This window comes from Rhodococcus sp. 05-2255-1e, from assembly GCF_002259025.1.
In the GTDB taxonomy this organism is placed as follows: Bacteria; Actinomycetota; Actinomycetes; order Mycobacteriales; family Mycobacteriaceae; genus Rhodococcoides; species Rhodococcoides fascians.
In genome coordinates, this window is sequence record NZ_NOZE01000028.1 from 23,107 (window position 1) to 50,055 (window position 26,949).

A 26,949-nucleotide genomic window follows, 5' to 3' on the forward strand; every position below is an offset into this window, starting at 1 on the left:
GCCGCGGCGGCAAATCTTTGAGTCATCGGTCACACAGAGGCAGTCGGGTGGGTGCTCGCCACCATCCCGCGGTGCATCACCCGGTTGCCGACCACCCCGCTGTGATCCGCGCGGTGCATCACACACCTGTTGTCCCACATCACCATGTCGTCGGGGGACCAGTTGTGCCGCAGCAGGTTGTCCTCCCTCGTGGAATGCTCCACGAGGTAGCGAACGGTGTCTCGTGCTTCGTCTTCGGTCAGTCCGCTGATCGCGACACAGCGAGCGGGCGCGGACAGCGACAGTGCGGTGCGTCCGGATATCGGGTGAACGGCGAAGAGGGGATGGTCGGCGGAAGAATCGGAATCCGACGCCACGCCGGTCACTCGGTGCGTCACCGTGCGCCCGGCCAAATGCTCCTTCACTTCCGCCGGAAGCGTCTCGTATGCGGCGTATTGGTCGCTGAACAACGTACTGCCTCCGGCCGCGGGAACTTCGACCGCGCGTAACGCGGTGTAGGCGGGTGGATTCGGAATGTAGGTGGTGTCGACGTGGAACGTGGACTTCGGCGGCGTGGAGCGGCCGACGTTGCTGATGACGTTCAGATCCGGACAGTCGGGAACAGGCGTCTCGCCTTCGGTGAACATCAACTCTCCGAACCGGCGCAGGAACGCCAGGAAGCGCTGATCGTCGACGGGCTGGTTCGGCAGGATCAACACCCCGTGTTCGGCGAGGAGCTCTCGAAGTTGCTCTATTGAAACCGATTCCAAGTTCAGATCGGCCATCTCGATTCCCAACGTCATGACGACGACTCCTTCACCGGCAGTTCTTCGAGCGCGAATGCGAACAATTCTTCGACGGTGATGCCCGCGGCCGCGGCCATCACCGCCAACACGCTGGACGGCGAATAGGAGCAGTAGAGGCTGGCTTCGAGAAACCACGGCTCGCCGTCCGGGTCGATGCGGAAGTCGAACAGGCCGTAGTGCCGACATCCCAGTGCGATGTGACTCGATCGTGCTGCTGCCCAGACTTTTTCGGTGATCGGATCCGAGACGTCGACCGTCCAGGCTCTGGTCTGCTCTTTCGCGACCAGGTAGAGATCGCCGTCGGATGTGCGATTCAGCTTGTCCGCACTACTGCGGACGGAGTCGACGGCGTACTCCTCGAGGGGCAAGCACACGAGTTCGCCGTCTCGGACGATGATCCCGCACCGAACTTCACGACCCAGTGGAACGTACGTCTCCACCAGTGCAGCAGGCGAATACGTCAGAGCCTCTCGAATCGCGGGTGCCAGCCCGTCGGACTCGTGGACCAGCGAGACACCCATCGAGTTGTCGGAATCCACGGGCTTGACCACGACCGGCAGGGCGAGGTCTATCTCGTCGTCGGCGGATCGGACGACCACGCCGTCGGGAACACGCACGCCGGCCGCCGCGACGACTGCGCGGGCGCGGGCCTTGTTCGCCGTCAACGCCATGAGGTCCGGACCGTTGCCGGGGTAGGGCACGCCCAGTAGATCGAACAGGCTGCGGTACGTCGTCATACCCGGCATGCAGAACATCTGCGGAACCATGACGTCGAAGTCGCGCGCCGCGATGAGCTCCACCGCCTGTGCCAACGGCATCTGCTGCGCCGCAGCGATACTCGAATCCTCGAGACCGGTGGGAAAACTCCAGAGGCCGCCGGGGGAGACGAATGCGATCTCGAAGCTGTACGCGGGGTTCGTGCCGAGCGCGTCCAGGAAGCCGCCGGCGTAGACCCGAGAGAGGTCACTGTGAAAGCGGTCCACCGAGGACCCGACGAGCACTATGACCGACAACGTCATCAGTCGCCTCCGTTTTCCACGAGTTTTCCGATGTTGAAATCGATTCGGGACCAGCCACGCCGATCGCGGAGGTTCCGAATCAGCAACGACGGAATCTGCAGATGATGTACCAACAGATACGGCAGGGGATCCCAACCGGTGAGGATCGCGTCCTTGCCTCGAAAGATGGTGCGGAGCCGAGATACTCGATCACCCTCGGTGATCAGACGCCACAGCTCGTGGTAGATCCAGTACGTCGGCCGGGCCGTCGCACGCGGCACGATCTCGGCATGCCCGTCGTCGAGGTACGCGGCAGCCAGGTCGGGGTGGTCGTAGAACATCGTGATGGCCGAGTGGGTGCGCGGGTTGCATTCGATGGCGTAGATCCGGCCGTCGGCGGCGGACTCGATGAAGTCGAACGACAGCTGCCCGGTGGTGTCGAGCGAGGAGACGAATGTCTCTACCCAGCGCAGGATTTCGGGCTTGTCCACCATCTCGTAGTTCACCTGGAAGGCGGACGACACGCAGCAGCCGTACACCTGCAGGCGACCCTCGCGCACCGTGCCGTGCGTGCAGTACTCCTGTCCGGCGATGAATTCCTGCAGGATCCACGGGTCGTTCTCGGTGATGTGCAGGCTCCGGGCGAACGAGGAGTTGCGTTCCGGCGTGTGCGCCGTCAACCGCGTCAGATCCATTCGGCCGACCGGGTTGTACGAGATCCGTTTGAGGATGTACTCACGGCCCGGCGCGAAGTCGAATTCGTCGATCTGGGCGGGGTCGGTGATGCGCCTGAAGTCGGGAACACGGAGTCCCAATGACGCTGCGTGCTCGGAGAATCGGGACTTGTCGTCGACCATCCGTACGGTATCCGCGTCGCCGTGGATCACCTCGCAGTGCGCATCGAGGAGTGCACGCGCGTCGGCGTCGTGAATACTCGCGGCCGGGCTTGCCACGGGCACGAAGACGTCGACGCCCTCGCGGCGCACGATGTCCAGCAGAGCCTGCGCATATCCCGAATCACCCGGGTCGGGAATGCAATGGAAACGGTCGACAGCGCGGGAGAAACGATGTCCGGTCCAGCGGTACTTCGCCGATTCCACGAGGATCACCCGATGGCCGGCGAGATGGAAGGACCGTGCGAGTTGCAAGGCTTTGGTCATCTTGCCGCCACTGATCAGAATCGTTCTGGGCGAATCGGTTCGATGGGCGACGGGCCGGGTACCTCGCAGCGCCGCCACCCCCACCGCCGCGAGGTCGACGGGGAGGGTGACCGTGAGGCCGATCAGCGCCGCAACGGTGCGGATCATGTGCGTCGGATCAGTGTGACACCGTCGCGCAACGGAATCAGAACCTGTTCCACGCGAGGGTCGTTCGCGACGTAGTCGTTGAACTCGGCGATGGCCCGGCCGTTCTCGTTCGGCTGCGGAGCGTAGGGCTGACCCTGCAACAGGGTGTTGTCGACGGCGATCACGGCACCGTCGGAGAGCAGATCGCTCTCGAGCAGGTACTCCACGTACCCGCGGTATCCGCTCTTGTCGGCGTCGACGAACACCAGATCGAACTTCCCGTCGAGCCCGTGAAGAGTGTCGAGCGCAGGCCCTACCTGCACCGAGATGGCGGATCCTGCAGTCGATTCCGCGAAGCAGGACTGCGCGAACTCGGCCACGTACGGATCCACCTCGCAGGCGACGACCTCGCCGCCCGCGGGAAGCGCCTCGGCCATCGCCAACGCCGAGTAACCGGTGAACATACCGATCTCGAGCACCCGAGTCGCCCGCGTCATGTGCACGAGAAACGCCAGGAAGCGTCCCTCCACATGGCCGGAGAGCATTTCCATCTCCAGGGGCCCGGAACCGGAGACCACGTCGCGTGATCCCCAATCCGCAGAGCGGGTCCGCGACGCCAACGTGGCCAGTGCCGCAGATTCGGAGGTGGTGCAGGTGTCGAGATACGGATCGAGTCCCGCGGCGAGATCGCGGGCCCGATGAACACGGGTGGTCAGCTCGTCGGTCACCCCGGCGTCGGCGTCGAGTAGCGAGGCTATCTCGCTGAGCTCGCGCGCCAAGATCGTCGTCGGGGTGACCGGACGCGGCGTCATGGCTGCATCGGTCACGGCGTGGGTGCGGTGAACATGTCGAGACCCTCGCCCGCCCGTGGGAAGTCCAGACAGATCTTCTTGTGCAACGACAGGACGTCGGCCAGTTCGCGAGGTTCCAGGTCGTTGAGGAAGCGGCAGGTGCCGATCGGGTCGGGCACCGCGGCGCGCAGAATCCCGTCCCGAGTCTTGAGGATGGATGCTGTTGCCTCGGTCAGCAACTCGGGTGTCAGGTACGGGCTGTCCAATGCCAGTCCGATGCTGCTCATGACTCCGAGCACGCGGTCTCTATCGGCCGTCGACAGGTGGCCGCGTTGTTCGGCGACCGTCGTCGACAGGGCCATGTCGATGTTGATCGCGTGGCCGTGGAAGAACGGCGCGGGCGGCGTCAGCTCGAGCGTGGGACTCCACGTGTGCCCGAATGCAATGACTCGGTCCAGGTCGATCTCGTGCAGGTTGGGTGCCTCGAGCTCGAGCATCGTCGCGATTGCCGAGTACGTCAAACGGTCTGCGACCGAACGCAACTCAGGAGTTCCGTCGAGGTGGCCGAACCGGGTGCGTAGCAGTTCCGGGCCGTACTGCTCGAGCAACTCGAAGATCTCGAGGTTGCCGACCACGGAGATCTTGATGAGCTCCGCCATCCCGTTGCGGACCTGATCCTCGGGCAGTGTGCCGAGGAAGGAGAAGTCCAACAGCACCTTCTGCGAGGCGTGGTAGGCCCCCAAACGATTCTTGTGCTTGCCGTAGTTGACGGCCACCTTGATCGAGACGCTCGCATCGATCAGGCCGATCAACGTGGTGGGAATGCGGATGTAGGGAGTGTTTCGGCGGTAACTCGCGCACGCGAAACCGGCTACGTCCGTGGTCAATCCACCACCCACCACGAGGACCGGCTCGGTTCGCACGAGACCGAACGCGTCGAACTCGCCGACGATGCGCTCGAACGTCTCGAGTGATTTCGCGGTCTCCGCAATGTGCACCGGCACCACTGTCAGGGCGATGCCGTGGTGATCGAAGTATGCACTGATCCGGTCGCCGTAGATGGCGTGCACCGATTCGTCGACAACCATCAGGGCGCGCCCGTACGGACGGTAGCTGTCGGCCAATTCGGTGTTCTCGATCGCGAACACTCCGTCGACGTAGATCAAGTCGTATTCGATCCGCTCGTATCCCTCGACACGAAACGATCTGTCGCCGGCGACGACCTGGGCCTGAAGATTACTCACTTGTTGCTCCTGAGATGTATGAAGGATCAGGCAAAATGCTCACTCCGCAGGCTCCGCTCAGGCTGAAATCAGGGCGCGGACGCGCTCGGGATCGAGTGCATCGACGGTGTCGGTGGCCGAGCCGAAATCGGTACCGGCAGTGTTCTCGTTCGGGAACGCGACACAGGTGACGCCCGCTGCCGCTGCCGCCTGCACTCCACCGGCGTTGTCCTCGATGGCCACACTGTCGGACGCGTTCTCGCCCAACGTCTTCAAGGCGAATTCGTACGACGCGGGGTCGGGCTTGCCTGCGTCGACAGACGAGGCGTCGACGATGATGTCGAACGAATCGGCGGTGAGCTCGGGAGACAGGGCAGCGAGCAGTGCGTCGATGTTCTCTCGCGAGGTCGTGGTCACGAAGCCGACCTTCAACCCGTTCGCTTTCGCGGAGTCGATCGTGTCGGCCACGCCCGGTCGCGTCTTGACGTCGGATTCGCCGATCAATCGCTGGAAGATCTCGGACTTGGTGGCGTGCACGGCGGCCGCGTCCACCTCGGTTCCGGTGCTCGACGCGTATTCGCTGATGCGGTCGGCACCGCCGTTCGATCCGAGCATGGACCGGTAGTCGTCCTGCGACCAGTTCCAGTTCAGATCGTGGGCGGCGAAGGCCTCGTTGAACGAGCGTCGCTGTAGCTCGGAGGTGTCGACGAGAGTGCTGATGGAGCCGAACAGAATTGCGGGCATGGGTGCCTTTCGGAGCGAGAGACGTTGTACCAGCAAATGTCTCGCGCCAGCGCGATGGGTGGGTTGGTTCGGGGGGTATGCCCCATCGGCACCGAAAGGGAAACCTTCGAATTTTCTACCGTGTGCTCGCTTGTTCGCCGCGCAGTATCGGAGCCGCCAGAACCGTCGGTGCGGATCGCCCGCGAAGGGTCACGGACCGACCCGATTCCCACAGTTGCCGCTCGTCCGAGGTTGCGTGTTCGAGCACCGTCGACGATGTGAGCACGTCGGTGTCGGGGTCGTCTTTTGCGAGATCGGTGAGCCGCGCAGCCTGATTCACCGTGTCGCCGATGACGGTGTACTCGAAACGGGACTCGGCCCCGATGTTGCCGGCGATCACCGGCCCGTACGTGACGCCGATGCCGATCTCGAATCCGCCGTCGGCGCGAAGCGTGGCGGCGAGGGTGCGTGCAGTGCGCAGCGCCGCGGTGGCAGGGTCGGGATGATCGACCGGAGCGCCGAAGATCAGCAGGGCGGCATCGCCCTCGAACTTGTTGACGAAGCCGCCGTTGCGCTCGCCGTGTTCGACGACCACTGCGAAGAATCGATTGAGCAGGTCCACGACCGTCTCGGCGGATTCGCGCTCGGCCAGTGCGGTGGAGCCGACCAGGTCGATGAACAGGACGGCGACGGTCCGGTTTTCGCCGCCGAGACGGGGCGCGCTGGCCAACGCGCGCTGGGCGACGTCGTGGCCCACGTGCCGGCCGAACAGCGAACGGAGTCGCTCCCGCTCGTCGAGACCGACGACCATCTTGTTGAACCCGTTCTGCAGCCTGCCGATCTCGGACGCGTCGTAGACGTCGACGCGGGTATCGGTGGCACCGGCCTCCACTCGCTGCATGGCAGAGCTCACCTGCTGCAGCGGATCGGACACCGAGCGACCGACGAGGAACATGCCGCCGAAGCCGACGACGAGGGCGATGGCAGACAGCGAGACCATAGCGGGGGACAGGTCGACGTCCGGGGGTATGACGGTATCGATCAGTCGGCCGAGTCCGATCAGCCCCAGCCCCAGGATGGGAATGGCCGTGCTCAGTACCCAGATCAGGACGACGCGCAGTTTCACGCCGAGTGCCGCGGCGTCGGTGACCTCGCTGACCTCCATCACAGCCGCGGTGATCGGCCGCAGGGTGCGTTCGGCCACCAGGTAGCCCAGCGAGCAGGTCGCCAGTCCGCCGAAACTGACGGCGATGGCCACGATGATCGACAGTGCAGCCCCGGCCGAGGCGTTGACGCCGACGAACACCGCAACACCGAGCGCCCACAACAGAACGTGCACGCCGAGTTGCCGGAGGGGTAGCCGGATCACGGCGATCGTGGTCTCGTCCGACGGCGTGCCGCCGGTGTGCAGCCACTCGACGAGCGGTCTCGCGACGCGAAGTCCGAGCGCGATCCCTATACCGATCGCGACCGGTAGGTAGACGAAGAACGCCAGGTAATTGCGGTCAGGAGCGCAGCCTGCGGAGTGACCTCCAGAGCAAAACAGGATCTCTTCGGATCCGACCGGCAGCGGCAGGATGAACCGCGCCAACACGAAGACGATGACCGCCCCGATGGCGTTGGCCGACACCATTCCCGCCGCGTAGAGGCGCATCGGGGTGCGGGCGAGGGCGGACCTCAGTGCTGCGATCACTGGCGCTTCTTCGTTCTCTGCACGCTCGAACTCTAGGTGCCCCGACGAAAAGAATTCGGGCGATTCTGCCCGAGTGACTATCTGTGTCGAGAAGTACCTGGTAATCTCCGTAACAGCTAACCACTCCTGTTCGACGATGAAAGGAACGACGGCGATGACCAGCACACTCTCCAGGAACGATGTCCTCGAGCCCGAGGATGTTTCCGCACGTCTGCTCGATTCCGCCGCCCAGCTGTCGTACGACCCGGCCGAAGAGGTCGACTGGGAGGCCGATCTCGATCCGTCCCTCTACGGTCTCAATCCGGAGTGGAGCACGCTCTACGGCACGAAGTTGTGGGACGAGATGAGCGAAGAACAGCGCATCACGCTCACTCGCCACGAGGTCTGCTCGATCATGAGCACCGGCATCTGGTTCGAGATGATCCTGCAGCAGATGGTGTTGCGCGATCAGTACTGCAAGGACTCGTCCAACTCGGATTTCCAGTTCGCGCTCACCGAGATCGCCGACGAGTGCCGTCACTCGATCATGTTCGCTCGGGCCTGCCAGAAGATGGGCATCAAGGCGTACCTGCCGCGCCGGTCGAGCATCGAACTCGGCCGCGGATTCAAGGCCCTGGCATCCGCCGAGGTCGCCTACGGCGGCATCCTCGTCGCCGAAGAAGTTCTCGACGTCATGCAGCGCGACTGGATGCGCGGCGAGAACGTACTGCCCCTCGTGCGCACCACCAGCAAGATCCACGTCGTCGAGGAATCGCGACACATGACCTTCGCGCGCGCGCAGATGCGTGAAGACATCGAAGGCAAGAGTCCGGCTCGCCGCAAGGCCAGTGCGCTCGTCGTCGCGATCGCCGCTCGACTGATCGTGTCCAACATGGTCAACAAGGAGGTCTACGCAGCAGCGGGCCTCGACGTCGACCGTGCGGTGAAGGAAGCGAAGAACAACGCCCACCACCACACGATGATGCGCACCTCGAGCGAGCATCTGATGGCATTTCTTCTCGACTGCGGTTTGATCACCAAGCCGGCGGAGATGATCTACCGTCGTCTGCACATGCTCTGACCACTCTTTTCGAGGCCGTGAAGGACATCCGATAACCCATGCCGTTCGCGATCACGCAGAACTGTTGCAACGACGCATCCTGCCTGTCGGTGTGCCCGGTCAACTGCATTCATCCGACCCCCGACGAGCCGGATTTCGGTAAGACCGAGCTGCTCTACATCGATCCACGATCGTGCATCGACTGCGGTGCGTGTGCGGATGCGTGCCCGGTCGACGCGATCACCCGGGTGTCCCGTTTGACTCCGGACCAGCAGATCTACGCCGAGATCAACGCGGATTACTACCGCGACAAGCCGGCGGTTGCGGAGTGGGGTGAGCCGCGCTTTCCGGTGGCGACGGTCAACGAGCTGCCTCCGGTCAGCATCGCCATCGTGGGCACCGGTCCGGCGGCCTGCTACACCGCGCAAGCCCTGCTGCGCGTGCCGGGAACCACGATCACGTTCTACGACCGGCTGCCGACCGCAGGCGGTCTGGCGCGCTACGGCGTGGCACCGGACCACCTCGGCACTCGACGCATCAGCGAGCACTTTCGGGGAATCTTCGCGCACCCACGCGTGACGATGAAGCTCGGCATCGAGGTGGGCAAGGACGTCGATCACGTCGAGTTGGCTCGAAAGTTCGATTCCGTCGTCTATGCCGTCGGTGCCGACAAGGACCGAGCGCTCGACATTCCCGGTGTCGATCTCGACAATTCTGTCAGCGCGCGCACCCTGGTCGGCTGGTACACCGGGCATCCCGACGTCCCCGCCGACGCCATCGATCTCACGGGTGTCGACCGCGTCACCATCATCGGCAACGGCAACGTGGCCCTCGACGCCGCGCGCATTCTCACGGCCGATCCCGATTCTCTGAACGGAACCGAGATCGCCCCACACGCGTTGGCAGAGCTCCGTCGCAATCGCGTGCGAGAGGTGGTCGTCCTGGCTCGACGAGGACCGGAGTTCGCGGCATTCACACGATCGGAGTGCAAGGCGCTCGTCGATCGCGCCGGAGTCGACGTCGTCGTGGCGGGACCGGACGGAATTTTCGACGCGATCGACCGGCTGCCGTTGTCCGCTCCTGCATCGGCGCTGGCCGGCGCGGCCCGAGTCGATCTCGGATCCGGCGCGCACGGGCGTCGCATCGTGTTCGCCTTCGGGCGGGCACCTTCTGCTGTGCACGGGCAGGGCTCGGTGGAGTCCATCGAGGTGGGTGTGGGTGAACACGCGGTCACTCTCCCGACGGAGCTGGTGCTGCTCGCGATCGGTTATCGCGGAACACCGTCGCCGGGCGTCCCGTTCGACGACATCACCGGCACCATCCGTAACGAGGGCGGCCGCGTCACCGCAGCCGACGGCACTCCGGTGCCCGGGTGTTACGTGGTGGGGTGGGCCAAGCGCGGGGCGACCGGTGGCATCGGCGACAACAAGATCGATGCCGAGGAAACAGCCGAGGCGTTGTTGGCGGATGTACCCACTCGAGGTACCCGGCCGCTGGGCTGGTACGGCAAGGTCAGTGCCGCCTTGGGAGACCGAGTGTCGCGAGCACGCTGACCGGTCGGTATTTCCCGGTTCTGTTCATGTTGTGTAGCAGTCTCATTCGAGTCTGAGCAATTCCGGCGCGCGGCAGGCCGCCCGGGGTTACCGTTGAGTATGGCTGAACGGGGGGCCAAGCCCCAGGTTTCTTTTGTGAGACGGACGATGCTGCGCGCAGTCCGATCGTTGTTCAATCCGCTCCGGCCCGACGACTATCTGTCGATGATCAATCCGCTGTGGACCACTCGTGAGCTCCGCGGCAAGGTCGAACGTGTGGTTCCCGAGGGATCCGAGGCCGTGTCGGTGTACATCCGTCCCGGTTTCGAGTGGCAGGGCCACACGCCGGGCCAGTACGTACGGCTCGGGGTGCTCATCGACGGCCGCTATCACTGGCGGGCGTACTCCCTCACGTCCGATCCGGACCCTGAGGACGGGTTGGTCAGCGTCAGTCCCAAGCTGGTGCCGTCGGGGACCGTGTCGCCGTATCTGGTGGGCACCATCAGAACCGGCGACATCGTCCGGCTCAGCGAGGTCGAGGGTGAGTTCACGATTCCGAGTCCGGTTCCGGACAAGATGGTGTTCATCAGCGCCGGCAGTGGCATCACGCCGATCATCAGCATGTTGCGATCCCTGGATCATCACGACCAGGTCCGTGACGTGGTCGTGGTGCACTCGGTGCACAACCGTGAACAGTTGATGTTCGCGGATACGCTCGAGGAACTGGAAGCCAAGCACGGCGGGCTGACGGTGAAGCTACGCATCACCAGTGACGAAGGTCGAATGAAGGCGTCGGAACTGGACGAACTGGTCCCGGATTGGCGTGAGCGAGAAGCATTCTGCTCCGGTCCGGGTGAGCATCTCGACGATCTGCGCTCGTACTGGAAAGACCAGGGCGAGTCGGAACGCTTCCATTACGAGAGTTTTCAGCCCGTCATCGGCGGTGGAGACGATGCTGGTGAGGGCGGAACCGTGCGCTTCGTCAACAGCGAGAAGGACGTCGAGTGCGACGGCGGCACAACGATTCTCGCCGCGGGCGAGGAAGCCGGCCTGGATTTGACGTACGGCTGCCGAATCGGCATCTGCCATACGTGCGTAGGTACCCTGAGGAAGGGGCGTTTACGTGACCTACGTAACGGGGATATCTCCGAACCTACGGGGCAAGCGGTTCGGATCTGTGTCAACACTGCTGAGGGCGACATCGAAATCGAACTCTGATCTTCCATTCGAACAGGGGAATGTATGTCTATCGACGAAACCACCAGGCGCGTCACCGACACCGATGAGCCGGTGAACCCGCTGGCGCACCTGAGCGACGAGACGATCGCCGAACTCGCCAAGGAGTTCGACGCCATTCACGACGAGGTGTACTCCAGCCTCGGTGACAAGGACCGCAAGTACATCACCTCGGTGATCGCAGCCCAGCGTCAGCTGCTGGTTGCCGGCCGCGTGCTGTTGCTCGGCTCCACCAGCAAGCCGGCGTGGCTGGCCGGCACTGCATGCCTCGGCATCGCGAAGATCCTCGAGAACATGGAGATCGGCCACAACGTCATGCACGGCCAGTGGGACTGGATGAACGATCCGGAAATCCATTCCTCCGTGTGGGACTGGGACACCGCGTCCACCGCCAACTCGTGGAAGCACTCCCACAACTACGTGCACCACACGTACACGAACATTCGCGGCAAGGACAAGGATCTCGGCTACGAGATCATGCGTATCGATCCGCGTCAGAAGTGGAGCCCCGTCTACCTGGCCCAGCCGTTCTACAACGTGCTGCTGATGGCGTTCTTCGAGTGGGGCGTCGCCCTGCACGATCTCGACATCGAGGCTATCCGTCGCGGTGAGAAGCCCGTCAAGGAGCTCGTCGAGGACCTCAAGGGCATCGGCGTCAAGGCACGGAAGCAGTTCGTCAAGGACTACGTGGGCTGGCCGCTGATCAGTGCCGGGGCATTCGCGCTGGCGCAGCTCGCCTCGGGTGGTCGTCTACCCGAGAGCAAGAGGTCTCGCCTCGCGTCCAAGCTGCGGGGATCCGCGCGTTTCGGCAGGAACCGCCGGACGGCCGCCCTGTTGGACAGTCGCCTCAGCGGTGTCGAGAGCACGTTCCTCTCGACGGTCGTCGCGAACTTCACTGCCAACATCATTCGTAACGTCTGGTCGAATGCCATCATCTTCTGCGGTCACTTCCCGGACCAGGCCTACACCTTCAGCCAGGAAGAGGTCGAGAACGAGACCCGCGGCGGATGGTACGTCCGCCAGCTCGTCGGCGCCGCCAACATCGACGGCGGACCGCTGTTCCATCTGATGAGCGGCAACCTGAGCTACCAGGTGGAACACCACCTGTACCCGGACATGCCCAGCACTCGGTATTCGGACGTCGCGCCGAAGATCAAGGACATCTGCGAGCGCTACGAATTGCCGTACAACACCGGGCCGTTCTTTCAGCAGTGGGGCATGGTCCAGCGGACCATCGCGCGATTGGCCTTCCCGGGTGGCAAGGTTCGGCCGAAGCCGGGCCCCTACCGTCCCGAGGAGAGCTGGCGTCGCAAGTTCGCCGAGGGTGCCACCAAGGACAGTGAGGCCGCCAAGACTCGCGGTCGCGTACCGGCCGAGCACCCCGCGGCGGGACCGGAGCACAACTCCGGTGGCGTCGACGTTCAGCCGCCGCCCCGTGGCGACGACTGAGTCTCGTTCCAGGACAGCTGGTAAGAACCGCGGCCACCCCACTTCCGGGTGGCCGCGGTTCTTTGTGTTTCGGTTGTGGGCCCTTACGCCATGTCGACATCCTTGGTCTCGATCAGTCTTTTGGTGCAGACCAGACTCAGCACCGACAGCAGAGCCAGCATCACGCCGATCGAGATACTGCCGAACGCAGCCGTGAGCGGTGCGGCAAGCATCGGCGGAATCGCGCCACCGAGAACGCCGGCGAGGTTGTAGCCCAAACCTGCTCCGGTGTAACGGAATCGGGTTTGGAAGAGCTCCGGAAGCAGAGCTCCGGTCGGCCCGTACGCAACACCGAAGATCGCGAGCGTCACGCACATGCCGATCACGAACGCGACCGGTGAGCCCGAGTCCAGCAAGGGGAACAGTGCTATCGACCACGGCACCGCGACGATGCACGCCGCCATGATGACCCGGCGTCGGCCGACGCGATCGGAATAGGTTGCCGAGGTAGCGATGGCGATACCGAAGATCACCGCAGCGCCTATCCCGGTAACCAACACGAACGGGCGGTCGAACCCGAGGGTTTTGGTGCCGTAGCTCGTCAGGTATGCGGTCCCCATGTAGAAGAAGGCGAAGAGGGACGCCAATGCGCCTGCCGCAGTGATGATTTCGCGCTTCTGGATGCGCCATGCATCGAAGATCGGCAGTTTGGTCGGTGCCGAGTTCGCCGGAGCGTGCTCCTCGGCGAGCTTGTTGGCTCGAAAGACCGGGGTCTCTTCGATGGCCAACCGCATGTAGAGGCCGATGAGGACCAGAACAGCGCTGAGCAGGAACGGAATTCGCCACCCGTAGTTGAGGAAGGTCTCGTTGGTATCGCCGAACAGCAGGCCGGTGGCGAGGAAGGTCGCACTGGAGAAGATGAACGCGGCCGAGGGTCCCAGCTGCGGGAACATCGCATAAAACCCACGCTTGCCGGCCGGTGCGTACTCGGCAGTGAGCAGCGTGGCACCCGCCCACTCTCCGCCGACGGCAAATCCCTGCCCGAATCTGAGCAGTACCAGAATGATCGGGGCTGCGACTCCGATGGTGGCTGCGCCGGGCAGTAGACCGATCGCGAAGGTGGACACGCCCATCAACAGCAGGGTCGAGATCAGGGTCTTCTTACGACCGATGCGGTCGCCGAAGTGGCCGAACAGCACCGCACCGACGGGCCTGGCGATGAACGCGACGGCGAACGTCGCGAACGACGCCACGGTGCCCGCGGTCGATCCGAGCGCCGGGAAGAAAATCGTGGGGAAGACGAGTGCGGCGGCAGTGCCGTAGATGAAGAAGTCGTAGAACTCGATCGTGGTGCCGATGCCACTGGCAACCGCTACTCGGCGGACGCTCGTCTTCGTCTGCACCGCCGGTGGGGTCGGAGTGGCGACGCCCGGATCCTCGGGCGAGACAGCGGTCATGGTTCCTCCATTTTTGTCGGGTATCGGGTATATGTGCGATACCGAATGCGACGAACGGTAGTGATCCGGGTCACCCGTGGGATACCCCCGAATGGGGGGAACGATGACCGCCCCACCCGAGCTAGTCCCAGTGGGCGGTCTCGACAGCAGCGCGATAGGTGTTCTCGAGAAAGGCGAGCAGAAGTGCGTCGGGGTCCTCGGCGGTGCGGACGGACTCGTACGGAAGTACGTACTCGCCGAGATCACGATCGAAGTACGCGGGGGCGGTGACGGCCGGATGACTGTCGTAGCCGTCCGGGTTCGGGTAGGCGTACGCGTAGAACGCGCCCTCCGCGGCCCCGCCCGGCCAGAACCCGGCGCTCGACACCTCGTCGCTGTATGCCTCGTGCATCACCCAGTCGGGACAGTTGGGAACACCACCGGGATGTTGTGGTGCAGGCCTTCCGGAGAATCGTGTGACAGCGAGATCGAAAGCGCCCCAGAAGAAGTGGACCGGGCTGGATTTGCCGCGGAAGCCGGCTCGAAACTCCGAGAACACCCGATCAGCGCTGACGAGCGCTCGCCAGAACTTCTGGACGGCATCGGCGTCGTACGACGCGTGCTCGACGTCCTCGGCGAACGGTGTCGCGTGTGGCAGTTCGACCGGCACTGCCACGATCGGAGCCTCCACGCCGAGCCCGGAGAGCAGATCGGTGTACTCGGCGTAGAAGTCGGCAACGGTTCGAGGCTCGAGCTTCATGGTTCGGCGCTCGCCATCGGTGGTGGCGAGGATCAACTGGTGTGCGAGAAAGTCGAAGCGAATCTCGAGGCCTCGATCGCCGAGTGGCATCAGCGACGTCGTCAGGCCCGAGGCGTCGACGTACAGCGCAACTCCCCACCAGTGGTTGAGCGGGGGAGACAACGCCATTCGGGTCTTGCCGACTATCTGGGTCCACAGTTGCACCGTGTCGCGCGTGTCCGCCCAGCTGTCGACTCGAAGTTCGGGCCACGCGTCGTACGAATTCGTCATATGTCGATGATGCACGGACGAGGGGAACCAGACCATACCTGTGCCGAGACGCCGGGGCAGCACCTCAGGCGCGCCTCAGGATTCGTCGGTACGGTCGTCGGCAGTTGCGGTACGTCCGCAGCTCGTGAACGGGGAGGTGTCCGAGTTGTCCACCGACTCCAACCGGGGTGTTTTCGACGATGCTCGGGTCGCCGCCACGTACGTGGAATTCATGGGACCCACCGACGGATTTCTCGATCGCGGTGAGGCCGCAGCCTTGGTCGCCGCCGCAGACCTGGCCCGCGGGGTTCCGGTGTTGGACGTGGGTGTGGGGAGCGGCCGCACCACGCCGCTGCTGCGACTGCTGTCCGACCGCTACGTGGCAATCGACTACGCCCCCAACATGATCGACGCTTTCCGGAAGAATTTTCCCGATCTGCCTGCGCACGTCGCCGACGCTCGTGACCTGGCGGCGTTCGAGGACGGTGAGTTCGGCTTGGTCGTCTTCAGCAACAACGGACTCGATACCGTGGCCCACGAGCAACGCCGCCGCGTACTGGCCGAATTCGCGCGGGTGACCGACGAGACAGGCGTCGTGGTCTTCTCGACGCTCAATCGAGGTGGCCGGTCGTATCTGGAGAGCCCGTTTCAGTTACGGCGACCGACGACTCGGCCACAGTTCTCGCTGCGAGCACTTCTCGTCGCCGTCGGACGTCGTCTGCTCGATCCGTCTGCGCAGGTGCGCGGTGTGCGGAACTGGCTCGTCAATCGGTCGAAAGCCGAGGATCACCGATCGTGGGCTCTGGCCCCGTTGCAAGCCCACGAATTCGCACTCGTCATGCACTTCTCGACCCTCGACGACGTCCGCACTCTGGTGGCCGGCGCAGGCCTCGAACTGATCGCCGTCTACGGCGACGACGGCGAACGCATCGCGCCGGACCGACACGAGTCCGCGGCCGACAACTTCACCGTCCTCGCGAAAAAGCCTGCGCTGGAACGAAAGTGACTTCGAGGTACTGAGCTCGGAAGCGCCGAGGTCACAGTCTTTCCAGCGCGGCGGTCATCTTCTCCACGGTCTCCGGAGCGACCTTTGCCTCGAAGCCCGCCTTCAGGAACGGGCCGGCAACCTTTGCCGCACCGTTGAATTCGACGTGCGCGTGGTAGTCGATCCGGGTCGACCCGGGGCCCTCGGCTGTCAGCGTGATGTCGTCGACGCTGGTTGCCGTCTTGTTCTTCCCCTCGAGCACGACGTGATCGGGCTCGTCGGTGACCAACGTATACGTCAGTTCGGTAGTGACTCCGAACAACTTCGAGACGTTGTGCCACTGCGTTCCGACGGCCACCGGGCCGTCGGAGACCTGGGTGCAGCTCTCGGTTCCCGGATCCCACGCCGACGCATTGGAGAAGTCGCGCAGGAATGCGGCGGCCTTGTCGAGCGCGACAGCGGCGGTGAAGGTTCGGGTGACGTCGACCATGAGGTTCTCTCTTTCGATGGATCAGTTCTCGACGGTGACGCCGAGGTGTTCTGCGAGACGGCGCATCGTGCCGACGATCTGTTCTTCGGTCACCCTCGGAAAGCCGGCCATCTTTCGGAACTCCGGATCGGTGACGCGGGACCAGTCGTAGACCTGCGTCAGTGCTGTCCTGTCGTGGGCGACCTCCTCGAGTTCCCAGGACCACCGCGTGCCACGGGGTTCCATGCCCTGGCGATTGGGAATCCAACCGATGCGTCGGTCCTGCTCGAACACGAACACGGTGTTCTCCATGACGTACTCGCCCAGTTCCGGTTGATACATACCCATCGTGAAGGTGTCGCCCACCGCGTTCAGCGGCGTCGGATCGATCGGACCGCGCAGCATGTCCGAGCCGTCGACCGCGGCCTGGACCTCGGGATCGGCGAGCGCGGTGAAGACGGAGGCGGGAGGAGCGTCGATCACGCGGCGGACGGTCAGTTCGTCGGTCATGGGGCCACGCTTTCCGGTTGATTACGCTGGCTACGCAGTTACCCCCGTCTGCGTGGAAGGAAACTCCTGCCTTCCGACGGTTTTGCATTGCAGTGGACACAGCGACGAAACACCACCGCCACGAGGCATTCGTACAGCCGCCGAGTCGGACTCCGCACACACCAGGTGCGGAGCGCACCTTGCCAAGGGGTAGCCATGAGTGGAAATACCGTCCGCCTGCAGGCGATCAAAGACGTCGAGGCGTACGTGCCGCCTGCAGCCAGCTTCGTCGGAGACGAGAAGCCGGGCGAGATATTCGGTGAGAACGTCTTCAGCAAGGTCGTCATGCAGAAGCGACTGCCCAAGTCGGTCTTCAAGTCGGTGATGGCCACGATCGACAAGGGCAAGAAGCTCGACCCCATGGTGGCCGACGCGGTGGCGTCGGCGATGAAGGACTGGGCCCTGGAGAAGGGGGCAACGCACTACGCGCACGTCTTCTACCCGCTCACGGGGTTGACGGCCGAGAAGCACGACAGCTTCTTCGATCCCGTCGGTGACGGCAGTTCGCTCGCCGAATTCGCAGGCAAGACGCTGATTCAGGGCGAGCCCGACGCGTCCAGCTTCCCCAACGGCGGCCTGCGTAACACGTTCGAGGCACGCGGATACACCGGCTGGGACGTCACCAGCCCGGCGTACGTCCTCGAGAACCCGAACGGCAACACCCTGTGCATCCCGACGGTGTTCGTCTCGATGACCGGTGAAGCCCTCGACCACAAGACTCCGCTGCTGCGTTCGCAGCAGGCGATGGGCGGACACGCCGAGCGCATCCTGAAGCTGTTCGGACACGAGAACATCGAGAACATCGTCTCGTTCTGTGGCCCGGAGCAGGAGTACTTCCTCGTCGACCGGCACTTCTTCCTGGCCCGTCCCGACCTGCTCAATGCAGGTCGCACCCTGTTCGGCTCGAAGCCGCCCAAGGGCCAGGAGTTCGACGATCACTATTTCGGTGCCATCCCCGAGCGCGTGCTCGGCTTCATGATGGACACCGAGCGTGAGCTGTTCAAGCTCGGCATTCCGGCCAAGACCAGGCACAACGAGGTAGCACCCGGACAGTTCGAGATCGCGCCGATGTTCGAGCGCGGCAACATCGCGGCCGATCACCAGCAACTGTTGATGACGACGTTCAAGACCATTGCCAAGAAGCACGGCATGGAGTGCCTGTTCCACGAGAAGCCCTTCGAGGGTGTCAACGGCTCCGGCAAGCACGTCAACTTCTCACTCGGCAACTCCGACCTGGGATCGCTGCTGGTGCCCGGCGACAACCCACACGACAACGCGCAGTTCCTCGTGTTCTGTGCCGCCGTCATCCGCGCGGTGCACAAGTACGGCGGTCTGCTGCGCGCATCCGTGGCGTCGGCGACCAACGATCACCGCCTCGGTGCCAACGAGGCACCGCCGGCAATCATCTCGATCTTCCTCGGGGACCAGCTCGCCGACGTGTTCGACCAGATCGCCAAGGGTGCAGCCACATCCTCGAAAGGCAAGGGCACCATGATGATCGGTGCCGACACCCTGCCCGTACTGCCGACCGATCCCGGCGACCGCAACCGAACCAGCCCGTTCGCCTTCACCGGCAACAGGTTCGAGTTCCGCGCCCCCGGTTCGATGCAGACCGTCAACGGCCCGATGGTCACGATCAACACGATCATGGCCGAGGCGCTCGACTACATGGCCACCAACCTCGAAGCGGCCGTCGCCGACGGCACCGATTTCGACACCGCCGTGCAGAATCTGCTGACCGAGATCATCACCGAACACGGCGCGGTGGTGTTCAACGGAGACGGCTACTCCGACAACTGGCAGATCGAGGCCGAGGCACGCGGCCTACCGAACCTGCGTACGACGCTCGACGCGTTGCCGGAGTTGATTTCCGAGTCGGCGATGGAACTGTTCGAGAAGTACAAGGTGTTCAACCACCGAGAGATGCACTCGCGCTACGAAATCGGGCTCGAGCAGTATGCGTTGACGGTGTTCGTCGAAGCGCGGTTGACGCTGGAAATGGGTCAGACATCGATCCTGCCCGCTGCCGTGCGCTACCAGACGGAATTGGCGCAGAACGTCAGTGCGCTCAAGGGCGCGGGCGTCGACGACGTGGACATGACTGCGCTGCACGCGGTCTCGGCTCCACTGTCGGAGCTGCGGGCAGCGTTGGCGACATTGAAGGCGGCCCTCGAAGCGGATCCGGGCGGCGACGCTCTGGCCGAGGCCACCCACGCCAAGGACGAACTGTTGCCTGCAATGGCGGCTGTCCGTTCTGCGGCCGACACCCTCGAGGCAATGGTGGCCGACGATCTCTGGCCGCTGGCGACGTACCAGGAGATGCTGTACATCCTGTGAGTGAGCAATGTCTCGGATCGGAATAGCTTCATGGATCTCGGTCGTTCGAGTGATCAGTGGCAACTGTGCACGCACTCGTAAGGAGATAGAGATCCATGAAGTTGTTTTCCCCGTTGACGCTCGGTGACCTGAAGCTCGACAACCGGTTGGTGATGGCTCCGCTGACGCGGGTGCGCTCAGGACGTGACGGAGTGCCGGGTCCGCTGGTTGTCGAGCACTACAAGCAGCGGGCGTCCCTCGGTCTCATCGTCAGTGAAGGCACCTACCCGAGCCATGCGGGCCAGGGCTTCCCCGGTCAGCCCGGTCTGGTGACCGACGAGCAGATCGAGGGTTGGCGCAATGTCGCCGACGCAGTGCATGCCGACGGCGGGCTGATCTTCGCTCAGGTGATGCATGCCGGGCGCGTGACCCATGAGGCGACGACGGGTGGCCGTGAGGTCGTCGGGCCCAGTGCCATCGCCATCGACGGTGAGACTCACACCTACGAGGGCAAGAAGGCGTACCCCACCCCGCGTGCACTGCGGGAGGACGAACTGCCCTCGGTGATCGCCGATTTCGTACAGGCCTCGAAGAATGCGGTCGCTGCCGGTATGGACGGCGTCGAGGTTCACGGTGCCAACGGTTACCTGTTGCACGAGTTCCTCTCGCCCGCCTCGAACCAGCGTGACGACAAGTACGGCGGTTCGCCGGAGAACCGGGCACGGTTCGTGGCCGAGGTGGTCGAGGCCGTGGCCGCGGCGCTCGGAGCCGGCAAGGTCGGCATCCGCATTTCGCCCGAGCACAACATTCAGGATGCGCTCGAGACGGACTCCGACGACGTGCGTGCCACCTACCGCGCCTTGGTCGAGCGGCTCGCGCCGTTGGGTCTGGCGTACCTCAGTGTGCTGCACAAGGATCCGTCGGGCGAGCTGGTACAGGATCTGCGGCAGGCGTTCGGCGGCGCTGTGCTCGTCAACAGCGGCTTCGGTGAGATCACCACTCGCGACGAAGCGCTGTCGCTGCTCGACGACAACGTCGGCGACGCCGTCGTGGTCGGACGTCCGGCAATCGCTAACCCCGATCTCGCGTACCGCTGGCGTGAGGATCTGCCGCTGAACGAGCCGGACCAGAGCACGTTCTACTCCGACGGTGCCAAGGGCTACACGGATTACCCGGCTCTGCAGCACTGAGTGCTTCGCAGTGGTGTGGTTATGCGCCTGCGGGCGCGCAGGAGTGGAGCCTGCGGAACGACCCGAGAACAGAGCCGCACCACTGCGCGGAGGGCACTCAGAAGTCGGCGGTCTTGCGGGCGCGGATCTTGCTGACGATCGAGAACACCACGGCGATGATCATCAATGCGTAGAGCACGATGGTGATGCCGCTGCTGACCAGAATCGACGGGTCGCCCTCGCTGACGGCCAGCGCGCGTCGAAGTGATTCCTCGGCGAGTGGGCCGAGGATCACGGCGATCAACACCGGTGCGAGCGGAATGTCGTAGCGCCGCATCATGAATCCGACGATGCCGAGCCCCAGCATGAATATCAGATCCACGATCGACGCACTGGACGCATAAACGCCGAGGGCGGCGAACACCGAGATACCCGCGTACAGGTAGTTCTTCGGGATCTTCAGCAGCTGCGCCCACAGTGGTGCGAACGGCAGGTTGAGGATCAGCAGCACGATCATGGCCACGAACAGGCTCGCCAGTAGGGCCCAGACGATGTCGCCGCTGCGCTCGAACAACAGTGGTCCGGGCTGCATGCCGTACTGCTGGAATGCAGCCAACATGATGGCCGCTGTCGCCGACGTCGGCAGCCCCAGCGCCAGTAGCGCTCCCATTGCCGTTCCGGCTGTGGAGTTTCCAGCGGCCTCCGGTCCGGCGACACCGCGAATGGCACCCTTGCCGAACATCGGCTTCTCGCGCTTGCGGTCGAGCCTGCGCTCGGTGCCGTACGCGAGGAAACTCGGCACCTCAGCGCCGCCTGCTGGAATGACACCGAACGGCACGCCGAATGCCGTGCCTCGCAGCCAGGCCGGCAGTGCGTCGCGGAACTCGGCCTTGCTGAGCCAGGGGCGGCCCTGCGATTTGATCAACGACCGGTCCTCGGGGCGTCCGATCTTCGAAGCGATGTGGATGACCTCACCGAGCGCGAGCATCGCGACGGTGATGACGACGATGTGGATGCCGTCGAACAGGGCAGGTACTTCGAAGGTGAATCGTGAAGCGCCCGAAGGACCGTCGATACCGATCACGGCCAAAGTGAGACCGATCAGCAGTGCGGTCAATCCCTTGAGAGCGGAGTCGGAGACCACCGCGGAGGTGGCGATGAAGGCGAACACTGCCAGCGCGAGGTACTCGGCCGGACCGAAGTTGGTCGCCAACGACGCGAGCGTCGGGGCGAAGAACACCACCAGGGTCGTCGCGACGATGCCACCGATGAACGCGCCGATGGCCGAGGTGGCCAAAGCTTGTGGGGCTCTGCCGTTCTTGGCCATCCGGTGGCCCTCGAACGTGCCGGCGATGGCGGTGCTGTTGCCGGGGGTGTTCATCAGGATGCCGGAGATGGAATCGCCGAACAGGCCGCCGAAGTAGACACCCGCGAACATGATCAGCGCCGCGGTGGGGTCGAGAGTGAAGGTGACCGGCAGCAGAAGCGCCACCGCCATGGCAGAACCGAGTCCGGGTAGCACGCCGACGGCGGTGCCGAGCAGTGCGCCTACGAACACCCACACCAGGTTCATCGGAGTCAGCGCAGTGCCGAACCCGTCGAGAAGATTGCTCAATGAATCCATCGAAAATTCAGCTCCGTCAGAAGATCTGGGCGAGAACGCCGCCGGGCAAGGTCAGGCCGAGGCCCGCGGAGAATGCGATCTGGACGGCGCTCGAGACCAGCAGCGCGACGGCCGCGTCGAACACGTAACGGCGACCACCCAATCCGACCGAGACGCCCCAGAAGAGGATGGCACCGGCGAGAACCCAGCCGAGCGGGTCGAGGAGAGCGATGAACACTGCCACCGATCCGACGGTGATCGACAGGGTTCGCCAGTTGCTGACGGTACCGGTGTGCGGCACGCCGTCGTCGTCGACGCCGCGATCGATGACGTCGGGCTTGACCAAGAGTTGGATGGTGACCAACACGGCGACCACGAAGCAACCGCCGGCGACGATGGCCGGAAAGACCTGCGGGCCAGGGGAGGTGGCGGTGGGAGGCACATCCATCGTGATGGTCCCGTAGACCAGGAATGCGCCCAGTGCGACGAGCAGTGCCGGAACGATCAGGCCGCTACGGCCCGTCCAGAAGGAGCGGGAGGTTGCGGTGTCGGGAGTCGTCGTTGTCATACCAGCCCCAGCTCTTCCAGAATTCCGGTGATACGTGCCTGCTCGACCTCGAGGAATTCCCCGAATTCGTCTCCTGTGACGACCGATTCCTTCCAGCGGTTTCGTTCGACGGCCGTCGCCCATTGCTCGGTCTCGACCATCTCGGTGACGATGTCGACGAGCGTCTGCCGGTCCTCGTCGGAAATCCCGGGCGGCGCAACGATTCCGCGCCAGTTCACGAGGTCGACGTTGTAGCCCTGTTCGATGAACGTGTCCACGTCGAATCCTTCGAGCGGCTCGGGCGCGGCCACGGCTAGGGCACGCACGTTGCCTGCTTCGATCTGGTCCCGGAAGTCGTTGAATCCACTGACCGCGACGCCGACGGTGTTGGACAGCAGCGACGTGAGTACCTCACCGCCACCGGAGTAGGCGATGTAATTGATTGCGGCCGGATCGATGTCGGCTTCCTGTGCCAATTGGCCCGCGACGATGTGGTCGATTCCGCCGAGGGAGCCGCCGCCGATCGGAAGCCCGCCGGGATTGGCCCGCCACGCCTCGATCATGTCGTCGAGGTTCTGGATCGGCGAGTCCTTGGGAACGACGAAGACCTCGAAGTCCTCGGCGAGCTTGGCGATCGGCACGGTGTCGGCCAAGGTGGTGTCGGAGTTGTTGATCGCGATGCCGCCGAGCATGACGGTGCCGGTGATCATCACCGTGGTGGGCTGACCGCTGAGGTTCTCGAGTTGGCTCAGGCCGATGGTGCCGCCGGCCCCTGGAACGTTGACCACCTGCGCGTTGTTGACGATGCCGTCGCTGCGCAGCGCCTGCTGCGACTCGCGCGCGACCAAGTCCCAGCCGCCGCCGGCGGCAGCAGGTGCTATCAGTGTCAATTTGGCTCGGGCGTCGGAGCCGCTGGCACTGCGAGCGGCGTCGATCCCGGCGACGGTGACTGCTCCCACCACCACCAGGGCTCCGGCCGTTCGTAGCAGGGTGGGCGATATCGCCATCAGAGACCTTTCGTGTGGTGTGTCACAGCGTCAGGTTAGATACAGTTTGTCTGATTAGTCCAGTTCACAACATCGAGGTCGATCTTCGGTGGATTCGAGCAACGGGAGAGATCGTGTCGGTAGGCAGCGCAGTGGCAGTAGCGATGAGCAACACCCCCGAGGGCCAGGAAGCGTTGCGACGTGGTGCCGCGGAGGCAGAGCTGCGTCGGACCGAGCTGATCGTATTGTCCGTGGTGGACCGCGATTCCGTATCGGCGGAAGACCGTAGCGCGGCGCAGGCCGAGGTGGAGCGGACTCTCCCCGGAACTGCGACGACTGTGCGCGTCGAACCGGACGGCGGAGACCCGGCCGGCGCACTGGTCGATCTCGTCGCCGACGTCGGTGCGGGGATGCTCGTCATCGGGTCCAAGCGCAGATCGGCGGTCGGCAAATTCCTGATGGGCAGCACGGTGCAGCGCGTTCTGTTGGACAGCCCGGTCCCCGTCCTCGTCGTGAAAGCGCCGTGACCCGGTAGTATCGGACAAATCTCCCACCACTCGACCTCGAGGAATCATGGACAGCGATAAACCCGGGCCGGACACGGCTCCCCGCACTACAGCTACTACGTGCGAGGCGGTGTCCGGCGAATGAGCGTTCTGCTCACTCTTCTGCTCGGCCTGCTCGTCGTTTTTCTCATCACCGTCGCAACCGGTTACTTCGTTGCGCAGGAATTCGCGTACATGACCGTCGACCGGTCCCGGCTCAAGGCGCGTGCCGAGGCCGGCGACGCCGTCGCAGCTCGCACGCTGACCGTCACCAAGCGGACCTCGTTCATGCTCTCAGGTGCACAGCTGGGTATCACGGTCACCGGCCTGCTGGTCGGCTACGTCGCCGAACCGCTGATCGGGCAGTCGTTCGGAGCGATACTGGGCGGCGTCGGTGTTCCGACAGCAGTCGGTGTCGGCCTCGGTGCCGTTCTGGCGATCACGTTCGCGACGTTCGTACAGATGCTCTTCGGTGAACTGTTTCCGAAGAACTTCGCCATCGCCCGCCCCGAGCCCGTGGCTCGATGGCTCTCGCTGTCGACGACCATCTATCTCAAGCTCTTCGGTTGGCTCATCACCATTTTCGACCAGTCGTCGAACCTGTTGCTCAAAGCACTCAAGATCGAGCCGGTGCACGATGTGGAACATTCGGCGAGCCCACGCGACCTCGAGCACATCGTGTCGGATTCGCGGGAGACCGGGGATCTGCCCGACGAGCTGTCGACGCTGCTCGATCGCATTCTCGACTTCCCTACGCGCAACGTCGAACACGCCATGATCCCGCGTTCGCGTGCGGCGACGGTCCGCGACACCGACACCCTCGGTGAGGTGAAAACACTGATGGGCCAAGAGCATTCTCGATACCCCGTGCTCGACGAGGACGACGGAATCGTGGGCGTGGTGCATCTGCACGACGTGTTGGCCTCCACCGCGCCGGATTCGACCCCCATCGCAGACCTCACCCGCGATGCGCTGATCCTTCCCGAGATGCAGAGCCTGCCCGACGCGATGCGCGAGCTGCGGGCGACACGGAACCAATTGGCTTGTGTCATCGACGAATACGGTGGTCTCACCGGAGTGATCACCATCGAGGACCTGGCCGAAGAGCTCGTCGGCGAGATCACCGACGAGCACGACGACGGCGTACTCGACCCGAGCCCGGTCAGCGCAGACGACGGCAGCTGGACGATGGCAGGGGAGGTGCACGTCGACGAGGTCGAGCGTGCGATCGGGGTGGATCTGCCCGACGGTGACTACGAGACCATCGCGGGATTCGCTATCGCCCATCATGGTTCGCTACCCGACATCGGGACCCGAATCGAGGTCGATCTGCCGCCGGACAACGCCGATCTGGCCAACGACGACGAGACGCCCATTCGATTCGTCACGATCGAGGTGCAGGAGATCGACAGTCACGTGCCGTCGCTGCTCACCCTCACCATCGACGAGCGAGCAACCGAGCACGACAAGGGTTCGGCGGAGTCCGATACTGCAGGAGCGCACCGATGAGCAACCTCTGGGTCTTTCTGGCCGTCACCATCGGTCTGATCGCGGCGAGCGCGTTCTTCGTCGCAGTCGAGTTCGCTCTGCTCGCAGCCAAGCGGCATCGCCTCGAAGATGCTGCGCCGAACTCGCGATCCGCTCGGGCCGCTCTGCGCAGCTCCTCGGAGCTGACGGTGCTACTCGCCGGTTCGCAGCTCGGCATCACCGTCTGCACGCTCGCGCTCGGCGCGACCACCAAGCCGGCCGTGCACTACTGGCTCACGCCGCTGTTCGAGAGCATCGGCCTGCCCTACTGGTTCGCGGACGTCCTCGGCTTCGTCCTGGCCCTGATCGTCGTCACGTTCCTGCACTTGGTCGTCGGCGAGATGGCTCCGAAGTCCTGGGCCATCGCACATCCGGAAAAGTCGGCCACGATGCTCGCAATCCCCATGCGCGCGTTCATGTTTCTCACGCGTCCGGTGCTGACGGCCTTGAACAACATGGCGAACTGGTGCCTGCGCAAGGTGGGCGTCGAGCCGGCCGACACCGTGGGCACCGGGCAGAACGCGGACGATCTTCGTCAACTGGTGGAGCACTCGGTCAACGTCGGTGCGCTCGACGCCAGCTACCAGGCGCAGATTTCGGGGGCGTTGGAACTGCAGGATCTCACCGTCGGCGATCTGGTTGCCGGGAGCGGCACACCGACCTCGGTACCGTCGTCGGCGTCGATCGACGACGTGCGTGAGGCGTCCCGGATCAGCGGCCATCTGCGCATCCTCGTCAGTGACGACGACGTAGTGAAAGGTGTTGTGCACGTGAGGGATACTTTGACCGAGCCGGAGTATCTCGCCGAGATCACCCGCCCGGCCTACACGCTGGATCGGACGACACCGGTCTACGTCGCCCTGCAGTCGATGCGCGAGACCCGACATCATCTGGCGCTGGTCGTCGAACCGTCGGCCGAGGCGGGTGACAGTGCGCGCACGATCGGCGTTGTCACCCTGTCGGATGTGTTGACGCGGCTGCTGCCCGAGCCTGTCTGATCTTCGGTCACCCCATACGAATCATCCCCGCCCGGCCTACGTGGCCGAGCGGGGATCTTTCGTGAGCACCGGGTCC

General features: G+C 64.1%; 24 protein-coding genes. 10 read left to right on the forward strand and 14 right to left on the reverse strand.

Translation table 11 applies throughout. From position 1 onward, the window contains the following. Positions 1-29 precede the first annotated feature (29 nt). The 7 genes from CH262_RS17285 to CH262_RS17315 all read right to left on the reverse strand — a co-directional run bounded on the left by CH262_RS17285 (position 30) and on the right by CH262_RS17315 (position 7,499). Entirely contained in the window at positions 30-782 is a 753-nt protein-coding gene (locus tag CH262_RS17285; RefSeq protein WP_032399261.1) for a TauD/TfdA dioxygenase family protein, read from the reverse strand. Next, positions 779-1,804: a D-alanine--D-alanine ligase family protein gene (locus CH262_RS17290; RefSeq protein ID WP_094718036.1), complete on the reverse strand. Its 1,026-nt coding sequence runs from the start codon at positions 1,802-1,804 to the stop codon at positions 779-781. The genes CH262_RS17285 and CH262_RS17290 overlap by 4 nt, the downstream gene beginning before the upstream one ends. Further along, on the reverse strand, positions 1,804-3,090 hold the full coding sequence (locus CH262_RS17295) for an ATP-grasp enzyme (RefSeq protein WP_094718037.1): 1,287 nt from the start codon (positions 3,088-3,090) through the stop codon (positions 1,804-1,806). Before CH262_RS17295 ends, CH262_RS17290 begins: the two co-directional genes overlap by 1 nt. After that, positions 3,087-3,896, reverse strand: a complete 810-nt coding sequence (locus tag CH262_RS17300) for an O-methyltransferase (RefSeq protein ID WP_236253865.1) — start codon at positions 3,894-3,896, stop codon at positions 3,087-3,089. The genes CH262_RS17295 and CH262_RS17300 overlap by 4 nt, the downstream gene beginning before the upstream one ends. Further along, positions 3,893-5,104 (reverse strand): sedoheptulose 7-phosphate cyclase, encoded by a 1,212-nt coding sequence (locus tag CH262_RS17305; RefSeq protein ID WP_027495749.1) that lies wholly within the window; start codon positions 5,102-5,104, stop codon positions 3,893-3,895. The genes CH262_RS17300 and CH262_RS17305 overlap by 4 nt, the downstream gene beginning before the upstream one ends. Before the next feature lie 57 nt (positions 5,105-5,161). Continuing rightward, a complete protein-coding gene (locus tag CH262_RS17310) occupies positions 5,162-5,827 on the reverse strand; it encodes an HAD-IA family hydrolase (RefSeq protein WP_032366799.1) in 666 nt (221 codons plus the stop codon). Between the two features lie 115 nt (positions 5,828-5,942). Beyond that, on the reverse strand, positions 5,943-7,499 hold the full coding sequence (locus tag CH262_RS17315) for an adenylate/guanylate cyclase domain-containing protein (protein WP_143547125.1): 1,557 nt from the start codon (positions 7,497-7,499) through the stop codon (positions 5,943-5,945). Between the two features lie 154 nt (positions 7,500-7,653). On the opposite strand from CH262_RS17315, the gene CH262_RS17320 reads away from it, so the two are divergent. From CH262_RS17320 to CH262_RS17335, 4 genes are all read left to right on the forward strand, one after another. Then, positions 7,654-8,559: an AurF N-oxygenase family protein gene (locus CH262_RS17320; RefSeq protein WP_027495752.1), complete on the forward strand. Its 906-nt coding sequence runs from the start codon at positions 7,654-7,656 to the stop codon at positions 8,557-8,559. 38 nt (positions 8,560-8,597) lie between these two features. Further along, positions 8,598-10,091, forward strand: coding sequence for an FAD-dependent oxidoreductase (locus CH262_RS17325; protein ID WP_094718039.1), 1,494 nt, complete (start codon positions 8,598-8,600; stop codon positions 10,089-10,091). Between the two features lie 99 nt (positions 10,092-10,190). Further along, complete coding sequence (locus CH262_RS17330; RefSeq protein ID WP_045842078.1) at positions 10,191-11,288, forward strand: ferredoxin reductase; 1,098 nt, start codon at positions 10,191-10,193, stop codon at positions 11,286-11,288. Positions 11,289-11,312: 24 nt separating this feature from the next. Continuing rightward, the gene (locus CH262_RS17335) at positions 11,313-12,755 is read left to right on the forward strand and encodes a fatty acid desaturase family protein (protein WP_094718040.1); all 1,443 of its coding nucleotides are present in this window, start codon (positions 11,313-11,315) and stop codon (positions 12,753-12,755) included. A gap of 83 nt (positions 12,756-12,838) precedes the next feature. Here CH262_RS17335 and CH262_RS17340 read toward each other — a convergent pair whose 3' ends face one another. Further along, the gene (locus CH262_RS17340; protein ID WP_027495755.1) at positions 12,839-14,191 is read right to left on the reverse strand and encodes an MFS transporter; all 1,353 of its coding nucleotides are present in this window, start codon (positions 14,189-14,191) and stop codon (positions 12,839-12,841) included. 121 nt (positions 14,192-14,312) lie between these two features. Continuing rightward, positions 14,313-15,200, reverse strand: a complete 888-nt coding sequence (locus tag CH262_RS17345) for a DUF5996 family protein (protein WP_032407212.1) — start codon at positions 15,198-15,200, stop codon at positions 14,313-14,315. Between the two features lie 145 nt (positions 15,201-15,345). Here CH262_RS17345 and CH262_RS17350 point away from each other — a divergent pair, with 145 nt between their 5' ends. Beyond that, complete coding sequence (locus CH262_RS17350; protein WP_057473942.1) at positions 15,346-16,185, forward strand: class I SAM-dependent methyltransferase; 840 nt, start codon at positions 15,346-15,348, stop codon at positions 16,183-16,185. 31 nt (positions 16,186-16,216) lie between these two features. Here CH262_RS17350 and CH262_RS17355 read toward each other — a convergent pair whose 3' ends face one another. Next, on the reverse strand, positions 16,217-16,654 hold the full coding sequence (locus CH262_RS17355; RefSeq protein WP_027495758.1) for an SRPBCC family protein: 438 nt from the start codon (positions 16,652-16,654) through the stop codon (positions 16,217-16,219). Positions 16,655-16,675: 21 nt separating this feature from the next. Beyond that, a complete protein-coding gene (locus CH262_RS17360; protein WP_094718041.1) occupies positions 16,676-17,143 on the reverse strand; it encodes an SRPBCC domain-containing protein in 468 nt (155 codons plus the stop codon). A 195-nt stretch (positions 17,144-17,338) separates the two neighbouring features. Between CH262_RS17360 and CH262_RS17365 the strand changes: the two genes are divergently transcribed. Together CH262_RS17365 and CH262_RS17370 are read left to right on the forward strand one after the other, a co-directional pair. Beyond that, positions 17,339-19,519 carry a glutamine synthetase III family protein gene (locus CH262_RS17365; protein ID WP_094718042.1) on the forward strand — a complete coding sequence of 727 codons (2,181 nt, stop codon included), beginning with the start codon at positions 17,339-17,341 and terminating at the stop codon, positions 19,517-19,519. Between the two features lie 95 nt (positions 19,520-19,614). Continuing rightward, entirely contained in the window at positions 19,615-20,688 is a 1,074-nt protein-coding gene (locus CH262_RS17370; RefSeq protein WP_094718043.1) for an alkene reductase, read from the forward strand. 97 nt (positions 20,689-20,785) lie between these two features. Here the strand turns inward: CH262_RS17370 and CH262_RS17375 are convergent, their stop codons facing one another. The 3 genes from CH262_RS17375 to CH262_RS17385 are packed head-to-tail and all read right to left on the reverse strand — an operon-like array spanning position 20,786 to position 23,824. After that, complete coding sequence (locus tag CH262_RS17375; RefSeq protein ID WP_032381592.1) at positions 20,786-22,291, reverse strand: tripartite tricarboxylate transporter permease; 1,506 nt, start codon at positions 22,289-22,291, stop codon at positions 20,786-20,788. A gap of 16 nt (positions 22,292-22,307) precedes the next feature. Beyond that, positions 22,308-22,838, reverse strand: a complete 531-nt coding sequence (locus CH262_RS17380; protein ID WP_094718044.1) for a tripartite tricarboxylate transporter TctB family protein — start codon at positions 22,836-22,838, stop codon at positions 22,308-22,310. Beyond that, on the reverse strand, positions 22,835-23,824 hold the full coding sequence (locus tag CH262_RS17385; RefSeq protein ID WP_027495764.1) for a Bug family tripartite tricarboxylate transporter substrate binding protein: 990 nt from the start codon (positions 23,822-23,824) through the stop codon (positions 22,835-22,837). The genes CH262_RS17380 and CH262_RS17385 overlap by 4 nt, the downstream gene beginning before the upstream one ends. A 113-nt stretch (positions 23,825-23,937) precedes the next feature. Between CH262_RS17385 and CH262_RS17390 the strand changes: the two genes are divergently transcribed. The 3 genes from CH262_RS17390 (at position 23,938) to CH262_RS17400 (ending at position 26,873) form a co-directional block, all read left to right on the forward strand. Then, positions 23,938-24,330: a universal stress protein gene (locus tag CH262_RS17390; protein ID WP_230598305.1), complete on the forward strand. Its 393-nt coding sequence runs from the start codon at positions 23,938-23,940 to the stop codon at positions 24,328-24,330. Positions 24,331-24,450: 120 nt separating this feature from the next. Then, on the forward strand, positions 24,451-25,857 hold the full coding sequence (locus CH262_RS17395; protein ID WP_094718045.1) for a hemolysin family protein: 1,407 nt from the start codon (positions 24,451-24,453) through the stop codon (positions 25,855-25,857). Beyond that, complete coding sequence (locus CH262_RS17400; RefSeq protein WP_094718046.1) at positions 25,854-26,873, forward strand: hemolysin family protein; 1,020 nt, start codon at positions 25,854-25,856, stop codon at positions 26,871-26,873. The genes CH262_RS17395 and CH262_RS17400 overlap by 4 nt, the downstream gene beginning before the upstream one ends. The last annotated feature ends 76 nt before the right edge of the window (positions 26,874-26,949 follow it).

Bases quoted from the DNA above. Each gene is read 5' to 3' on its own strand.
- CH262_RS17310 (WP_032366799.1), bottom strand. From the start codon at position 5,827: ATGCCCGCAATTCTGTTCGGCTCCATCAGCACTCTCGTCGACACCTCC.
- CH262_RS17325 (WP_094718039.1), top strand. From the start codon at position 8,598: ATGCCGTTCGCGATCACGCAGAACTGTTGCAACGACGCATCCTGCCTG.
- CH262_RS17365 (WP_094718042.1), top strand. From the start codon at position 17,339: ATGAGTGGAAATACCGTCCGCCTGCAGGCGATCAAAGACGTCGAGGCG.
- CH262_RS17385 (WP_027495764.1), bottom strand. From the start codon at position 23,824: ATGGCGATATCGCCCACCCTGCTACGAACGGCCGGAGCCCTGGTGGTG.
- CH262_RS17395 (WP_094718045.1), top strand. From the start codon at position 24,451: ATGAGCGTTCTGCTCACTCTTCTGCTCGGCCTGCTCGTCGTTTTTCTC.
- CH262_RS17330 (WP_045842078.1), top strand. From the start codon at position 10,191: ATGGCTGAACGGGGGGCCAAGCCCCAGGTTTCTTTTGTGAGACGGACG.
- CH262_RS17360 (WP_094718041.1), bottom strand. From the start codon at position 17,143: ATGACCGACGAACTGACCGTCCGCCGCGTGATCGACGCTCCTCCCGCC.
- CH262_RS17320 (WP_027495752.1), top strand. From the start codon at position 7,654: ATGACCAGCACACTCTCCAGGAACGATGTCCTCGAGCCCGAGGATGTT.
- CH262_RS17335 (WP_094718040.1), top strand. From the start codon at position 11,313: ATGTCTATCGACGAAACCACCAGGCGCGTCACCGACACCGATGAGCCG.
- CH262_RS17380 (WP_094718044.1), bottom strand. From the start codon at position 22,838: ATGACAACGACGACTCCCGACACCGCAACCTCCCGCTCCTTCTGGACG.
- CH262_RS17340 (WP_027495755.1), bottom strand. From the start codon at position 14,191: ATGACCGCTGTCTCGCCCGAGGATCCGGGCGTCGCCACTCCGACCCCA.
- CH262_RS17400 (WP_094718046.1), top strand. From the start codon at position 25,854: ATGAGCAACCTCTGGGTCTTTCTGGCCGTCACCATCGGTCTGATCGCG.
- CH262_RS17295 (WP_094718037.1), bottom strand. From the start codon at position 3,090: ATGATCCGCACCGTTGCGGCGCTGATCGGCCTCACGGTCACCCTCCCC.
- CH262_RS17355 (WP_027495758.1), bottom strand. From the start codon at position 16,654: ATGGTCGACGTCACCCGAACCTTCACCGCCGCTGTCGCGCTCGACAAG.
- CH262_RS17290 (WP_094718036.1), bottom strand. From the start codon at position 1,804: ATGACGTTGTCGGTCATAGTGCTCGTCGGGTCCTCGGTGGACCGCTTT.
- CH262_RS17285 (WP_032399261.1), bottom strand. From the start codon at position 782: ATGACGTTGGGAATCGAGATGGCCGATCTGAACTTGGAATCGGTTTCA.
- CH262_RS17345 (WP_032407212.1), bottom strand. From the start codon at position 15,200: ATGACGAATTCGTACGACGCGTGGCCCGAACTTCGAGTCGACAGCTGG.
- CH262_RS17375 (WP_032381592.1), bottom strand. From the start codon at position 22,291: ATGGATTCATTGAGCAATCTTCTCGACGGGTTCGGCACTGCGCTGACT.
- CH262_RS17370 (WP_094718043.1), top strand. From the start codon at position 19,615: ATGAAGTTGTTTTCCCCGTTGACGCTCGGTGACCTGAAGCTCGACAAC.